The organism is Rhodococcus tukisamuensis NBRC 100609 (assembly GCF_001894985.1).
In the GTDB taxonomy this organism is placed as follows: Bacteria; Actinomycetota; Actinomycetes; order Mycobacteriales; family Mycobacteriaceae; genus Rhodococcus_G; species Rhodococcus_G tukisamuensis.
In genome coordinates, this window is sequence record NZ_BCXG01000048.1 from 1 (window position 1) to 14,591 (window position 14,591).

The following is a 14,591-nucleotide window of genomic DNA, read 5'->3' on the forward strand; positions in this document are numbered from 1 at the left end:
GCGGGTCCGGCCGAGCTCGTGAGGGGCGAGGCCCCGACCGGACGAGTCTGCGGGCCGACTGGGTCGACCAACGGCATCAGCCGAGGCTGAGGGGTTGACGGCCGCGGTTCCGGTGGGCGCCGCAGCGCGGGTGGAATTGCGGTCGTCGACCGTTCTGCAAATTATCGCCATCATTGGATTGAATGCAATGAATAATTGAGATGCGCATAAGTGACACCTATCACAATCGGTGGCGGGTGGCGCCATACGCGCAGATCATGCCGGGGCCAATGATTTTCGGCGGTATGGTCCTTACCGCCGAGTAGGTAGCCGGGTCAGCTTCAGGGGGGTTTCAAATGGTGGACAAGTTCGATCGGCCGCAGAAAACGGCGATGATCGTCGCGCGGCGGATAATCGCGGACATCTCGGACCGGGGACTCGTTCCGGGGGATCGGCTGCCCCCCGAGAAGGTGATGCTCGAGGAGTACAACGTCGGCCGCGGCACCCTCCGTGAGTCCCTGCGCTTCCTCGAGCTCTCGGGTGCGATCTCGCTGAAGCCCGGACCGGGCGGCGGCCCCACCGTCGAGAAGCCCGAGGCCTCGCACCTGATGAACAGCCTGGGTTTGCTGCTCCAGTTCGAGGGCGCCCAGTTCGCCACCATCGTCGAGGCGCGGATCGGGCTCGAGCCGTTGATGGCACGGTTGGCGGCCGAGCGGATCACCGCCGATCAACTCGTCCAGCTCGAGGTGTCGCTCAACGACATGCGCGGCAGTGTCGACGACCTGGCGCGGTTCCTGGCGGCGAACCGTCAATTCCACAACGTCATCGCGTGGGCGTCGGGCAACGCGCTGTTCGGATATCTCATCGACGCGCTGGACGGCGTCTTCGCCGGCGCCTCGCTCGGGGTGGACTACTCGGAGTTGGCACGGGCCAAGGTGCTCGAGGCCGACATTGCGGTCTTCGAGGGGATCGCCGCCGGCGACCCCACCGCAGCGGAGCTGGCGATGCGCAACCACGTCTCGGAGTGGACCGCTTTCCTGGTCAAGAAGTTTCCCGCCGCGCTGGCCCGGCCGATCACCTGGGAGTCCATGCTCTAGCGCGTCATCGCGGCCCGTGTTCAGGCGGGTCTCAGGTTTCCGTCCTATCCTGCAGGGTCGGGACCGTACCCGTCGAAAGAGCAGGGCGTGAGACATGAGCAACCCGGACGATCCGCGCAATGGGCGTGAAGACAGCAATGGGCGCGACGACAGTGCTGCGCAGGCGCGCGAGCACGGCACCGCCGAGCCCACCGAGACGGTGCAGTGGTCGCGCGGGCCGGGGGTCGGCGATGCCGCCGGGCCGACGCCGGACCAGCGGACCGAACAGTTCCCCGCGCCGCAGCCCTCGTACACCGGCGACCCCACCCAGGCCTACGGGCCGGTCCCGAACCCCACCCAGGCGTACCCGACGTACCAGGGTCAGAACCCGGGGTACGACCCGAACCAGGGGTACGCGCCGCCGTCGAACCCCACCCAGGCCTACCCGACGTACCAGGGGCAGAACCCGGGGTACGACCCGAGCCAGGGGTACGCGCCGCCGCCCAACGCAACGCAGGCCTACTCGACGTACCAGGGGCAGGACCCCGGCTACGACCCGAACCAGGGGTACGCGCCGCCGTCGAACCCCACTCAGGCATACCCGGCCTACGGCACCCCGCCGCCTGCCGATCAGCCCCCGTTGCCGCCCGACGACGGGCAGCCCGACGGCGGGAAGAAGGGGCCGAACAAGGGGGTGCTCGCCGCGGCGCTGGTGATCGCGGGGCTGTTGCTCGTCGCCGTCGTGGGGTTCGGCGTCATGCTGCTGACGTCCGGCGGTCCCGACTCGGGGTCGACGGCGGCCGGCCCGAAGGTCACCACGACCGTGCCGCGGCCCTCGACGACGCCGCGGACCACCACCCCGCCCGCACCGCAGACCACTCCGCCGGACCTGTCCCAGATTCCCGGTGGCCTCGGCGAGGTGATCGGGGCCGCGGGCGCGGCGGTGGGGACCGTCGACTCGAACGACGGCTCCACGCTGATCCTGGACGGCATCGGTGGCTCCAAGGTCACCGTCACCACCAGCGCCGACACCCGGGTGATCTCGCTGACCGCATCGAAGGTCGGCGACCTCGCGTCGGGTGAGATGGTGGTGGTGCAGGGCGAAAAGGCGGCCGACGGCACGGTGGCGGCCAAGGTGATCGTCAGCACCGCCCTGCCGGAGTTCGGACACTTCGGAAACTGAGAATTCGGCGCGGCATCGAGCCGAGTGGCCCGCAGGGGCCTGACGATCGATAAGGTGACTGGCGATGACGCTTATCTGGTTCGCTCTCTCTGCGATCGCGCTCGCGGGCGCGCTCGCGCTCCTCTATGTCGATCGCAGCCGACGTGAACAGTTCGGCAAGGTACGGCAGATCTGGGCAAAGGCCCAGGGCTACGCGTACAACGAGGCCGACCCGCAGTTGCCCTCGAAGTGGCACCGTGCCGCGATGGCCAAGCAGGAGTACCTGGGCGCCATCGACGTGGTGCACGGCACCCGGCGCGGTGAGAGCTTCGTGTTGTTCGACCTCGAGGAGACCGCGACGGTGGTCGCGGTACACCGCGCGGTCGGCTCCGACGTCGACGTGGACCTGCGGCTCAAGTCCACGCCGCCGCCCAAGGACTCCGACATGAACCTGCTGGGCGCGATCGGTCCGCGGGTGGTCTTCGCGACCGATCTCGAGATCGCCCGCCGCGTGTGCGACCAGCGGATGGTGCACTTCACCGAGTCCGTGCCGCCGCAGGTGCAGATGCTGTGGAGCGAGGGCGCCTGGACCCTCGGCACGCTGCCCACCAGCAGCACCGGCCGCGACTGGGACGCGGCGATCGACGCCGTCGCCCGGCTCTCCGGTCTCCTGCACGTGCTGCCGCCGGTGTCCGAGCCGGCCGGGATTCCGGCGGACACCAGTCACGATCCGGGACGGCCCCGCCCGCACGGCGATCGCTCGGACAGCGCCCCGCGCAACTGATCTGATCGCTAGCCTGGGCGCATGACGCTCCCAGGTGACAGTGCCCGCCGCCCGTCCAGTCGTCCCGTCGCCCTGGTCACCGGGCCGACCTCCGGCATCGGCGCCGGGTTCGCCCGGCAGCTCGCCGCCTCCGGACACGACCTGGTGCTCGTCGCGCGGAACGGCGACGCGCTCACCGCGCTCGCCGCCGAGTTGAAGTCCGCGTACGGGGCCGCCTCCGAGGTGCTGCCGGCGGACCTGGCCACCGAGAGCGGCCGCGCACTGGTGGCCGACCGGTTGCGGCCCGGGGTGGACGTGCTGGTGAACAACGCCGGCTTCGGCACCTCCGGCGAGTTCTGGACCGCGGACCCCGCACTGTTGCAGGCGCAGCTCGACGTCAACGTCACCGCGGTGATGACACTGACCCGGGCGGCGCTGCCCGCGATGATCGCGGCGAAGTCCGGTGCGGTGGTCAACGTGGCGAGCGTCGCCGGCCTGCTGCGCGGCCGCGGCTCGACCTACTCGGCCAGCAAGGCATACGTCGTCTCGTTCACGGAGGGCCTCGCGGGCGGGCTGCACGGCACCGGGGTCCGCGTGCAGGCCCTGTGTCCCGGCTTCGTGCGCACCGAGTTTCACCAGCGCGCGGGCATCGAGATGGGATCGATCCCGAACGCAATGTGGCTGTCGGTGGACCAGGTGGTCACGACCAGCCTCGCCGATCTGGGCAAGGGCAAGGTGGTGAGCATTCCGGGCGCGCAGTACAAGGTGTTGACCACGGCCTCGCGGCTGGTCCCGCCGTCGCTGGCCCGCACGCTGGCGAACACCTTCGGCCGGGGCCGGGGCCGAACGTAGTGCCCCGCGCACGAGGCCCTAGCCGGTATGCGCGGATTGCCCCGGAGTGGGTAGATTCCATCGCGTGACTCTTGTGGCGGTAGTGGCTGTTGTTGTTGCTGTTGTCGTGTGTGCCTGGGCGGTGGCCGTCGTGCGGCGACTGCGACGGATCCAGGCGAGCCTGTCGGCCAGTCGCCGCCTGCTCGAGGTCGAACTGAACCGCCGCTACGAACTCGTCGACGCACTCGTGGTCGCGGCCCGGCGGGCCGACGCGCCGTCCGCGGCGCTGGCGCCGCTGGCCGGGGCGCGGTCGCTGGCGCTGGGCTTCCGTGAGCAGCAGTTGACGCTCGGCGAGCAGGCCGGCTCCGAGAACGCGCTGTCGGTCGCGCTGCACCGGGTGCTGCTCGAGGTCGCGGAGGACCCGGCGGTCAAGAACGACTGGTCGGTGCAGCGACCGGCCCTCGAGGTGCGCAACACCGAGCAGCGACTGGTCGGGGCGGCCCGCGTCTACAACGGCACCGCCACCGCCCTGAACACGTTGGTGCGCGGGCTGCCGGCAGGTCCGGTGGCGCGGGCGTTCGGCGGTCGTCCGGTGCCGCTGTTCGAGGCCACCGCCGCAGAGCTGCACGTGTCCGCACCGACGGCCGCGCCGGCCAACAGCTAGCCGCATCCGCCACGGGCCGCGAAGCGCCGACGGGGCCGCACACCCGGGGCAGCCGACACCCCGACTACGCTCGATGCCGACAGTGGCATGCGAGAAGGAGCGGTCGATGACGGAGAAGGCGGAGCTCGCCGGGCTGGTACGCGAGCTGGCTGTGGTGCACGGCAAGGTGACGTTGTCGTCCGGCAAGGAGGCCGACTACTACGTCGACCTGCGCCGCGCGACGCTGCATCATCGGGCCGGACCGCTGATCGGCACGCTGCTGCGCGAGCTGGTCGCGGACTGGGACTTCGACGCAGTCGGCGGCCTCACCATGGGTGCGGACCCGGTGGCGATGGCCGTCATGCACGCGCCCGGCCGCCCGATCGACGCGTTCGTGGTGCGCAAGGCCGCCAAGGCGCACGGCATGCAGCGGCAGATCGAGGGCCCGGACATCGTCGGCAAGCGGGTGCTCGTCGTCGAGGACACCACCACCACCGGCAACTCGCCGCTCACCGCGGTGAAGGCGCTGCGCGACGCCGGCGCCACCGTCGTCGGCGTGGCCACCGTGGTGGACCGCGCGACCGGTGCGGACGCCGTCATCGCGGCGGAGGGCCTCGAGTACCGGTCCCTGCTCGGGCTCGGCGACCTCGGCCTGTAACCCGGCGGGCGGCATCCGCCCGCGGTTATGACGCCTGACGCATCACCATGTCGCCCAGTCCGACGACGTACTCGTCGGCCTCGTCGTCATAACTGACGCTGACGGTGGTGGGGTAGTAGCCGCTCTGCTGATACGCCTGCGGCTGCTTGATCGGCTCCTGGAGCTGCGGCTTCGTCAGCAGCCACTCACGGGTCATCATCGGTTCCATGAAGGAGTACTTGCCGTCCCAGGTCCCGTTGATGAAGACCTCGGTGAAGTCGAACTCGCCCGGAATCATGGGTTCGGTGGAGTCGGCCCAGTGGACGCCCATCTTCGGCTGTGCCTGCTGGGCGAGCGGTGGTTCGGGCGGCGTCGCGTAGTCCTGCGGAACGTACTTTCCCTCGGGGACGTGCTCGGCCATCGCCGCGTAGTCGGGGTTCGCGGGGTCGACCGCGGCCACCGCGTTCTTGTCGACCATGTAGAAGTGCGTGTCGAAGTGCGGCTTGTCGAATACCCCGGGGGGAATGTGGCCGTGGGGGTTCCAGTCGAGTGTGGCGTACTCGAAGGCCGTCGCCGAGGCCTGCTCGGGCAGGTCGAGTTCAAAGACGTCGGAGGGCGTGTCCAGGTCCTCCGGAAGGCCGTCGAGCGCAGACTCCGATATGCGCATCCCGACATCGGTCGGGTTGCCGTCCGCGTCGAGGGTGACGAACGCCCGGGCGGTGCCGTTCCCGACATCCTGCGCGGGGCCGTAGAACACGCCGCCCTGGCTCTGCTCCGCCGGGGCGCTCTGCTCCTGGTCGTCGCTGCAACCGGCGAGCACCACCGAGGCACAGGCGACCGCGACCAGTCCGGTTCTGCGAAGATTTTGGCTCGAACGCATCCTGCACCTCGATCGATGAGTGCCGTGGGTGGGGCGAACCCATCCAGTGTAGGCGCCGATTGCCGGCCCGTAGTGCAGAATCTGGGCGGCGGAGGAACATTCGTGACGAGGGGAGCATTGGGTCAGATGACGGTCAGAAGGACGGCGACCACGCTGGCGGACGGTCGGGAGTTGCTGTACTTCGACGACACCGAGCCCTACGCGAGCGGTGCCGCGACCCGGCAGCTGGGCGACACCCGGGAGCTGCCGGCGACCACGGTGGACTCGACCATGCGCTACGACGTGCTCACCGGCGAGTGGGTGACGCTGGCCTCGCACCGGATGGACCGCACCTTCCTCCCCGCGGCGGACGCGTGTCCGCTGTGCCCGACGCAGCCGGGCCGCGCGGCCACCGAGATCCCCGCCGACGGGTACGACGTCGCGGTGTTCGAGAACCGCTTCCCGTCCCTGGCCACCTCCGCGGCCGATCCGGCAACGGAATGCGTTGACGGCGAACCGCTCTGGCCGCACCGCGCCGCCGCCGGCCGGTGCGAGGTGGTGTGCTTCACCAGCGACCACGACCGGTCCTTCGCGCAGCTGCCGACCTCCCGGGTGCGGACGGTACTGACGGCGCTGGCCGACCGGACGCGGGAGCTGTCCGCGCTGCCGGGCATCGCGCAGGTGTACTGCTTCGAGAACCGCGGTGCCGAGATCGGCGTCACCCTCGAGCACCCGCACGGGCAGGTGTACGCCTACCCGGCGCTGCCCCCGCGGGCGGAAGCCCAACTGCGACAGGCGGACCGGCACTTCCGGCAGACCGGACGGTCGCTGCTGCGCGACGTGCTCGACGCCGAACGCCGGGCCGGCACCCGGGTGGTCGCCGAGACCGCGCACTGGACCGCGTACGTCCCCGCCGCCGCACGCTGGCCGGTGGAACTGCACGTGGCGCCGCACCGGGACGTCGCGGACCTGACCGAGCTGACCGGCCCGGAGCTCGACGACCTCGCGCCGCTCTACCTCGACGTCCTCGGCCGGCTGGACCGGTTCTTCGACGGGGTCGAGAAGCTGCCGTACATCGCCGGCTGGCACCAGGCCCCCACCGGCGAGGGCCGGGAACTGGGAAGGCTGTACCTGCAGGTGTTCTCGCTGATGCGTTCGCCGCACCGGATGAAGTTCCTGGCGGGCTCGGAGTCCGGGATGGGCGCCTGGATCAGCGACACCACGCCCGAGCGGATCGCCGCGCGGTTCCGGGAGGTCGCGCCGTGAGCGGCGCGGTGTGGGTCGACCCGGTATCGGACACGGCACTGGTCGCCGCCGTCACCGCCGGCTTCCGTGGCGAGTTCGGCGCCGACCCGGAGGGCGTGTGGACGGCGCCGGGCCGGGTGAACCTGATCGGCGAGCACGTGGACTACGCCGACGGTCTGTCGTTGCCCGTCGCGCTGCCGCACCGCACGGTGGTCGCGGTGCGGCGACGCGGCGACGGGATGCTGCGGTGTGCGTCGAGCCTCGGCGGGCCCCCGTGGTACGGCCGGGTCGAGGAGATCGGACCGGGGAGCCCGTCGGGTTGGGCGTCGTACCTGGCCGGCGTGGTGTGGGCGATGCGGCGGGAGGGCCTGCTCGGCAACGACTTCGGCGGCGCGGACGTGTGTGTCGAGTCCTCGGTCCCGGTGGGGGCCGGGCTGTCGAGTTCGGCGGCGCTCGAGTGTGCTCTGGCCCTGGCACTGGCCGAACTGTCCGGGCTGCCGACCGACGACGCCGGCCGCGCCGCGCTGGCCGCGTGCTGTGTGCGGGCCGAGAACGAGATCGCGCTGGCACCGACCGGCGGCATGGACCAGGCGGTCGCGTTGCGGGCCCGGGCCGGTCACGCCCTGCTGGTGGACTCGGCGGACGGCTCCGCGACGCCGGTGCCGCTCGACCTGGCGGGGGAGGGGCTGGCGCTGCTGGTGATCGACACCCGTGCCCCGCACCAGCTGGTCGACGGGCAGTACGCGCAACGCCGGAAGTCGGTGGAGGAGGCGGCGGCCCGGCTGGGGTTCGCGTCGCTGCGCGAGGCGGCGGACGCGGGCACGGACATGCGTGAGCTCACGGACCCCACCCTCACCCGGCGGGCCCGGCACGTGGTCACCGAGATCGTGCGGGTGCGGGAGACACTTGCGCTCATGGCATCCGGGCGGTATCGGGAGCTCGGCCCGGTGCTGACCGCCTCGCACGTCTCGCTGCGCGACGACTTCGAGGTCTCGTGTGCGGAACTCGACTGCGTGGTGGAGGCGGCCGTGGCTGCGGGCGCGTACGGCGCGCGGATGACCGGCGGCGGATTCGGCGGGTCGGCGGTCGCGCTGGTGGAGGCCTCGGCCGTCGACGCGGTCGCGGAGTCGGTGTCGGGCGCCGCGCGGTCGAGAGGCCTGACCGAGCCGCGCTTCCTGGCGGCGGTGCCGTCCGACCCGGCTCGTCGCGTCGTGGCGGGCCGGGTCGGACGGGTCGTCTAGTCCGAACCGGCGGTGACCGCGACGGCCTCGTCGATGCTGTGCGGCGCCGGGTCGTGGTCGTCGACGTGTGCGAGCACCTTGCGGCCGGTGGCCAGGACGGCGATCGCGGCGGCGGTGCAGGCGGCACCGACCCAGAACGGCAGGTGGATGTTGCTCTCGCCGAGCCTGCCCGCCAGGTACGGGGCCGCGGCGCCGCCGACGAAGCGCACGAAGCTGTAGGCGGCCGACGCGGTGGACCGCTCGACCGGGGCCGAGATCATCACCGTCTCGGTGATCAGTGTGTTGTTCACGCCGAGGAACAGCCCGGCGGCGACGACGCCGACGACCAGCACGGTCTTGTTCTCGGTGAACGCGGCCATCACCGCGAGGTCGACGGCGAACAGCGCGAGCGAGGCCATCATCATGTTCAGCGTCCCGTAGGCACGCTGCAGTCGCGGGGCCAGGAACACCGACGAGACCGCCAGCATCAGACCCCAGCCGAAGAAGATGAATCCGATTGAGTACGTGCCCATGTCGAGCGGGAACGGGGTGTATGCGAGCAGCGTGAAGAAGCCGTAGTTGTAGAGCAGTGCGGTGATCGCGACGGTGAGCAGGCCGCGGTGCCGTAGCGCCCGGAACGGGGCGGCGAGCGAGGTGCGGTCGGCCTTCGGTGCGGGGGTCGCGGGGAGCATCACCACGATCAGGATGAACGCGACCGCCATCAGCACCGCGACGCCGAAGAACGGCCCGCGCCAACTGACGCTGCCCAGCACGCCGCCGAGCAGCGGTCCGGTGGCGATGCCGATGCCCAGGGCCGCCTCGTACAGGATGATCGCGCGGGCGACGCCGCCGCTGGCCGCGCCGACGATGGTGGCGAGCGCGGTGGCGATGAACAGCGCGTTGCCCAGGCCCCAGCCGGCGCGGAAGCCGACGATCTGGCCGACGGTGTCGGACATGCCGGCGAGCGCGGAGAACACCACGATGATCGCCAGGCCGGAGAGCAGGGTCTTCTTGGGGCCGATCCGGCTGGACACCACGCCGGTGATCAGCATGGCGACGCCGGTGACAAGCATGTACGAGGTGAACAGGAGCGAGACCTGGGACGGCGTCGCGTTCAGTTCCTCGCCGATCGGCTTGAGGATGGGGTCGACAAGGCCGATGCCCATGAAGGCGATGACGCTGGCGAAGGCGACCGCCCACACCGCCTTGGGCTGGTGCGAGATGCTGGGGCTGTCGGTCTCGGTGCGGGAGGCCGTGGTGGTGCTGCTCACGGGCAAGTCCTTTGGAGTGAATGGGCCGCGGGGGCCAATTGACGAGCTAGCGCTGAACTGCCGAGGACCGCAGGGCCGCGCGCAGGGCGGCCAGGCTTCGCGAAAGCTGTTCGACCTCTTCGCTGTCCATGTCCGGCAGGTGTTCGGCGAGAGTCGCCCCGATCTCGGCGCGCCCCGCCATGAGCCACTGGTGTCCGGCGTCGGTAAGTTCGACCACGACCGCCCTCGAATCCGAGGGGTCGCGTTGCCGGGTCGCCAGGCCGGTGTCGGTGAGCTGCTTGAGCAGCGCCGTCGCCGTCGGCTGTGAGCAGCGGTCGATGCGGGCGAACTCGCTGATGCGTAGCGCGCCGTACTCGTCGAGGTGGCCCAGTGCCCGCATCCACGCCCGCGGCCGGTCGTCGGTCGAGATCGATGACGCCAGCCGAGTGAAACGTGAGGTGTTGGTGACCAGCTCCGCGAGAACCTCGCGGAGCCTCGTCTCGGAACCGTCCTCGATGCTCACCGAATTAATATTGCATAGGCAAACTATGTATGTAAACCCCTGGGGGTTGGGTTCTTCACCCTCGGGGTGAAGAAGTCGGCCGTCGGCCGGACGAAACTCGCAGTTCAGGGTGTTCGCACGCGACCGCGAAAAGGTCGCCGACGCCACACCGGGAGAGGGGGAGCGATGCCGACCGAATTCTGTTCCGATCCGGCCGGGACTGTTGTCTCCCCCGCAGGGGCAGGAGACACTGGACTGGCAGCGTGTGGAGCTGAGGGGGTGGGGCGGATGCCCCCACTGGCTGGCCCGCGGCGAGCGGCATTCCTGTTCGCCGCCGTGCTCGCAGTGATCGGATACATCGGTGGTCTCGGACCCGCGTCGGCCGCTACCTACCCGTCGGCCGGCGACCAGTCCGGTTCCGTGCTGAACGGCGCCGAGGCGCCCGTTGCGGGTCTACCCCCGGTGACTGGAGCGGATCCCGGTGCGGGCGTGCCTCGCGCGGGGGTACTGCAGGGGCAACAGTTGCCGGGGTGCAACCAGACAGTCGACTGTCAGCCGCCCGATCTGGGGACCGTGCCCGACTACGGGGTGCCGGACACGGGACCTGTGCCAGATTACGGAGTCCCCGACACCGGAACCGTGCCCGACATCGAGGTTCCGCGGTGCAACCCGGACCTGATGCCGTGTGGACCGGTGGATCCTCCCGAGATCGTATGTCCGCCGACGTGCATTCCCGACTGTGAGCCTTACTGCGGTGGGCCGCCGCCGATCACGTGCGAGCCGAACTGCGTGCCGCCGCCGATCACATGCGAGCCGAACTGCGTGCCGCCGCCGATCACGTGCGAGCCGAACTGCGTGCCGCCACCGATCAGTTGCGAGCCGAACTGCGTGCCGCCACCGGTGAAGGTCTGCCCCGAGGATCCGTCGCTGTGCCCGCCGGGCGGTGAGATCAAGCCCGGTGAGATCAAGCCCGGTGAGATCAAGCCTGGTGAGATCAAGCCCGGTGAGATCAAGCCCGGTGAGATCAAGCCTGGTGAGATCAAGCCTGGTGAGATCAAGCCCGGTGAGATCAAGCCCGGCGAGACCGAGCCGGGGGAGGGCGCCCCGGTCGAGCGACCGGCGGCCATCCCCGGCAGCGCGCCCCCGCTGACCACGGTCCCCGTCCCGATCCCGGCGGGAACGCCGTCCCCGGCGCCCGACCAGGGTCTGCTGCTCAGCACCCCCGTGGTGGCGCCAGGCGAGGAGCTGACCGCGACCGGTGAGGGCTGCCCGCCGGGTGCGACGGTGTCCATCTCGCTCGGCGGCGCGTCCGCCGGGCAGGTCGCCGCGGACGATGCCGGCACATTTACCGCGCCGCTGTCGACGGAGACAACGTCGGTCGGGCAGTACCGGGTGGCCGCGGACTGCGGACCGGTCCTCACTGCACCGCTCGACGTCGTGCTGGTCAGTCACGCGAGCGGCGCCACGTCCACCGGGGTGGTCATCGTGTTCTTTCTCCTCGTCGGCCTCCTGATCTACCGGCGCCGCCTGTTACCCGTGTCACCGCCTGCCGAGGAGCACTCATGAAGTCGTGGTTGATCGTGCTGGCCGTCGTCCTGTTGGGCGCACTGGGCCCCACGACCGGAGCGGCCGTAGCGTCGGACGCGGCGACACTTGCCGCAGACGCGGTGACACTGTCGGCGACCGTCAACGGTCAGGACGTGGCGTCTGCGGACCAGCAGCACCCGGTCCGGCTCGACCCCGTCACACCTGCGGACGTCGCGGTCACCGTCACCAACGGGGGCTCGGTGCCGCTCACCGTCGCCGCCGTCGACTTCTCCGGGCATGTCCTCGGGCTGAGCTTCTTCGCATTCCGTACCTCCGTGGCCGCGACGGTCGGGCCGGGTGCGACGAAGACGCTGTCCTATCCTCTCGACCTGTCCGGGCTCGACGGCCAGGCCACCGGTCTGGTCAACGGCACCCTGGCCGTACAGGGGGCCGACGGCGAGCCGGTCGCACAGTTGCCGACGGTCGTCGACGTGCAGGGCTCGCTGGTCTCCGTGTACGGACTGTTCGGGCTCGCGCTGGTGATCCTGACAGTCCTGGCGCTCGTCGACACGGCGCTGGCGATCGCCCGGAACCGGATGCCGCAGAACCGGTGGCGGCGTGGCCTGCGGCTGCTCACCCCCGGGATCGGGATCGGGCTGGTGCTGGTGTTCACGCTGTCCGCGTTCCGGGTGTGGGTGCCGAGCACCGAACGCTGGCTGTTCGTCGCCGGGGCATTCGCCGTGGGGTTCTTCCTTCTGGGCTACCTCACGCCGACGCCGCCGGACACCGACGCGGAACTCGACGAGGCACTCGCCGATCAGGAACGGGCGGAACAGGAGCTGGCGGAACAGGAGCTGGCGGAACAGGAACTGGCGGAACGCAAGCCGGCCGGACGGGACGAGCGATGACCACCGAAGCGGAATCGGCACTGGTCCGGGACTCGTTGCCCGGCTACGAGATCGGCGGCGAGATCGGCCACGGCGGCTGCGGCGTGGTGCTCTCCGGCAGGCACCGGGCGCTCAGCCGCCCGGTCGCCATCAAGCAGTTGCCGCCGGCATTCGCGTCGGACCCGGCGGTCCGGCACCGATTCGCCGCGGAGGGCCGGTTGCTCGCCTCGCTGGACCATCCGCACGTGGTGCCGGTGTACGACTTCGTCGAGCACGACGGTCTGTGCCTGCTGGTGATGGAAATGCTGCCCGGCGGCACCGTGTGGAGCCGCTTCACCAAGGTCGGCTTCAACGCGCACTCGGCGGTCGCGGTGGCCCTGGCCTGCGCGGCCGGTCTGACGGCGGCCCACACGCGCGGGATCCTGCACCGGGACGTCAAGCCGGAGAACCTGATGTTTGCCGCGTCCGGGGCGGTCAAGGTTACGGACTTCGGGATAGCGAAGGTGGTCGGCGGCGATCAGACCCTCGCCACCCGCGAGGGTGACGTCCTGGGCACACCCTCGTACATCGCCCCCGAACAGGCGCGCGGCGGGGAACTCTCGCCCGCGACCGACGTGTACGCGCTGGCGACGATGCTCTACGAACTGCTCTCGGGTTCGCTGCCGTTCCCGGCCGTCGACACCCCGATGGCAATGCTCTTCATGCACGCCTTCGACGAGCCCATCCCGTTGCTCGAGGTGGCGCCCACGATCCCGGAACCGGTCGCCGAGGTGGTGATGCGGGGTCTCGCCACCGACCCGGCTGTCCGGTTCCCCACGGCGGAGGCGTTCGGAGTGGAGCTGGCCGCGGCGTCGACGGGGCGTTGGGGCCCAGGTTGGCTTGCCGTGGAGGGTATTCCGGTGATGGGGGCGGACTCGATCGTGACCGCCGCCGGGTCGGGTGTGGTCTCGCCGACGGCGCCCGAGTCCGAGACCTCGCCGCTGCCGGTGACCCGGCCGCATCCGAAGCGGGCGACCGCCGCGGACACCGCGCCGCCGACCGAGCGGGGCGGGGCCGAGCCTCCGCCGACTGCGCCCGGGTCGCCCTCGTCGGCTGGCACGACGGCTGACCGGCCGACCGCAGCGTCCGAGTCGACGGCGGGCTACGACTCGGACGCGACAATGAATCCCACTGTGCAGCACAGGCCCACGTCGAGTCCCCCGGTCCGCCCGTCGATCACGGTGCACGCACCGGGGGCCCGGTTGGTGGACCTCAGGGACTCGGACCTCGTGCCGGTGCAGTCGGTCCTGACGGTCCCGTCTCCGCGGGTGCCGTTCCTCGCGGCCGGAGCACTGGGGGCGCTCGCGGTCGCGGTCGCGCTGGTGGGGGTCGGCTCCCCGGCGTCGGCCCCGCTGCCGCCGCCCGGGGCGGTCACGGTGGCCGGTGCGGACCCCGCCGTCACCGACCCGGTCGCGCTCGACCTCACCCAGCCGATCCCGGTGACCGTCGCGGATCCCGGGACGGCGGACGCCGCGACGCTCTCGCTACGGGTGCTCGGACGGGCCGTGCAGAGTCAGAGCGCGCCGCTGCTGCCAGGCGCGCCGGCCGCGGCGACCGTGCCACCGCTCGGTGGTGGCTACCTGGTGGCGGGCTCGCTCACCGGCGAGGTGGCGCTGACCCAGGCCGGCGGGGTGACACAGACCTGGCAGTTCCCGGTGCGGACCGCCCAGCGCCCGACGACCACGGCGGTGGCGGCGGGCGTGGTGGTGCTGCTGCTGTTCGCCTTCGCGTATCTGGAGTCGTTCCTGCGCTCGCTGTTGCGCGGGCGGCGGCGGGTCACGGGGTCCGTCGGGGTGCCGGCGAGCGCGGCAGTCCTGGCGGTGGGAGCGGTGGGAGCGGTGTGGGTGCTGCTCGGTCACCAGCCCACCGTCGCCACGATCGTGGTCAGCGCCGTGCTCGCGTCGGCGGCCGGGGTCGCGGCCGTGGTCGGCGCGTCGCGGGTGGGCCGCACCCGCCGGTACCGGCGGGGGG

14 protein-coding genes are annotated in these 14,591 nt (G+C 71.1%); 10 read left to right on the plus strand and 4 right to left on the minus strand.

Features of this window, described 5'->3' with window-relative positions:
* Nucleotides 1-335: 335 nt before the first annotated feature.
* The 6 genes from RT2_RS24720 (at nt 336) to pyrE (ending at nt 5,112) form a co-directional block, all read left to right on the plus strand.
* Nucleotides 336-1,076, plus strand: coding sequence for a FadR/GntR family transcriptional regulator (locus RT2_RS24720; protein WP_072847455.1), 741 nt, complete (start codon nt 336-338; stop codon nt 1,074-1,076).
* 94 nt (nt 1,077-1,170) lie between these two features.
* Nucleotides 1,171-2,238, plus strand: a complete 1,068-nt coding sequence (locus RT2_RS24725) for a DUF5666 domain-containing protein (RefSeq protein WP_072847456.1) — start codon at nt 1,171-1,173, stop codon at nt 2,236-2,238.
* A gap of 64 nt (nt 2,239-2,302) precedes the next feature.
* Complete coding sequence (locus RT2_RS24730; protein ID WP_072847457.1) at nt 2,303-3,001, plus strand: TtfA family protein; 699 nt, start codon at nt 2,303-2,305, stop codon at nt 2,999-3,001.
* A 21-nt stretch (nt 3,002-3,022) separates the two neighbouring features.
* Nucleotides 3,023-3,832 (plus strand): SDR family NAD(P)-dependent oxidoreductase, encoded by an 810-nt coding sequence (locus RT2_RS24735; RefSeq protein WP_072847458.1) that lies wholly within the window; start codon nt 3,023-3,025, stop codon nt 3,830-3,832.
* 82 nt (nt 3,833-3,914) lie between these two features.
* The gene (locus RT2_RS24740) at nt 3,915-4,475 is read left to right on the plus strand and encodes a LemA family protein (RefSeq protein WP_169888580.1); all 561 of its coding nucleotides are present in this window, start codon (nt 3,915-3,917) and stop codon (nt 4,473-4,475) included.
* 106 nt (nt 4,476-4,581) lie between these two features.
* Nucleotides 4,582-5,112 carry an orotate phosphoribosyltransferase gene (pyrE, locus tag RT2_RS24745; protein ID WP_072847460.1) on the plus strand — a complete coding sequence of 177 codons (531 nt, stop codon included), beginning with the start codon at nt 4,582-4,584 and terminating at the stop codon, nt 5,110-5,112.
* A gap of 25 nt (nt 5,113-5,137) precedes the next feature.
* On the opposite strand, the gene RT2_RS24750 is transcribed toward pyrE, so the two are convergent.
* The gene (locus tag RT2_RS24750; protein WP_072847461.1) at nt 5,138-5,971 is read right to left on the minus strand and encodes a DUF5602 domain-containing protein; all 834 of its coding nucleotides are present in this window, start codon (nt 5,969-5,971) and stop codon (nt 5,138-5,140) included.
* A gap of 126 nt (nt 5,972-6,097) precedes the next feature.
* On the opposite strand from RT2_RS24750, the gene galT reads away from it, so the two are divergent.
* Nucleotides 6,098-7,216: a galactose-1-phosphate uridylyltransferase gene (gene galT, locus RT2_RS24755; RefSeq protein WP_072847462.1), complete on the plus strand. Its 1,119-nt coding sequence runs from the start codon at nt 6,098-6,100 to the stop codon at nt 7,214-7,216.
* Nucleotides 7,213-8,436 carry a galactokinase gene (galK, locus tag RT2_RS24760; RefSeq protein ID WP_072847463.1) on the plus strand — a complete coding sequence of 408 codons (1,224 nt, stop codon included), beginning with the start codon at nt 7,213-7,215 and terminating at the stop codon, nt 8,434-8,436. Before galT ends, galK begins: the two co-directional genes overlap by 4 nt.
* Here the strand turns inward: galK and RT2_RS24765 are convergent.
* The 3 genes from RT2_RS24765 to RT2_RS26905 form a co-directional block, all read right to left on the minus strand.
* Nucleotides 8,433-9,692 (minus strand): MFS transporter, encoded by a 1,260-nt coding sequence (locus tag RT2_RS24765; protein ID WP_072847464.1) that lies wholly within the window; start codon nt 9,690-9,692, stop codon nt 8,433-8,435. The genes galK and RT2_RS24765 overlap by 4 nt on opposite strands.
* A gap of 40 nt (nt 9,693-9,732) precedes the next feature.
* The gene (locus tag RT2_RS24770; protein WP_072847465.1) at nt 9,733-10,188 is read right to left on the minus strand and encodes a MarR family winged helix-turn-helix transcriptional regulator; all 456 of its coding nucleotides are present in this window, start codon (nt 10,186-10,188) and stop codon (nt 9,733-9,735) included.
* A gap of 432 nt (nt 10,189-10,620) precedes the next feature.
* The gene (locus RT2_RS26905; RefSeq protein WP_217635601.1) at nt 10,621-11,619 is read right to left on the minus strand and encodes a pentapeptide repeat-containing protein; all 999 of its coding nucleotides are present in this window, start codon (nt 11,617-11,619) and stop codon (nt 10,621-10,623) included.
* 110 nt (nt 11,620-11,729) lie between these two features.
* Between RT2_RS26905 and RT2_RS24785 the strand changes: the two genes are divergently transcribed.
* On the plus strand, nt 11,730-12,602 hold the full coding sequence (locus RT2_RS24785) for a hypothetical protein (protein ID WP_072847467.1): 873 nt from the start codon (nt 11,730-11,732) through the stop codon (nt 12,600-12,602).
* On the plus strand, nt 12,599-14,591 hold a 1,993-nt coding region (locus RT2_RS24790; RefSeq protein WP_072847468.1), incomplete at its 3' end, for a serine/threonine-protein kinase. The genes RT2_RS24785 and RT2_RS24790, both read left to right, overlap by 4 nt.

Bases quoted from the DNA above. Each gene is read 5' to 3' on its own strand.
- pyrE (WP_072847460.1), top strand. From the start codon at position 4,582: ATGACGGAGAAGGCGGAGCTCGCCGGGCTGGTACGCGAGCTGGCTGTG.
- RT2_RS24750 (WP_072847461.1), bottom strand. From the start codon at position 5,971: ATGCGTTCGAGCCAAAATCTTCGCAGAACCGGACTGGTCGCGGTCGCC.
- RT2_RS24720 (WP_072847455.1), top strand. From the start codon at position 336: ATGGTGGACAAGTTCGATCGGCCGCAGAAAACGGCGATGATCGTCGCG.
- RT2_RS24785 (WP_072847467.1), top strand. From the start codon at position 11,730: ATGAAGTCGTGGTTGATCGTGCTGGCCGTCGTCCTGTTGGGCGCACTG.
- RT2_RS24735 (WP_072847458.1), top strand. From the start codon at position 3,023: ATGACGCTCCCAGGTGACAGTGCCCGCCGCCCGTCCAGTCGTCCCGTC.
- RT2_RS24725 (WP_072847456.1), top strand. From the start codon at position 1,171: ATGAGCAACCCGGACGATCCGCGCAATGGGCGTGAAGACAGCAATGGG.
- RT2_RS24730 (WP_072847457.1), top strand. From the start codon at position 2,303: ATGACGCTTATCTGGTTCGCTCTCTCTGCGATCGCGCTCGCGGGCGCG.
- galT (WP_072847462.1), top strand. From the start codon at position 6,098: ATGACGGTCAGAAGGACGGCGACCACGCTGGCGGACGGTCGGGAGTTG.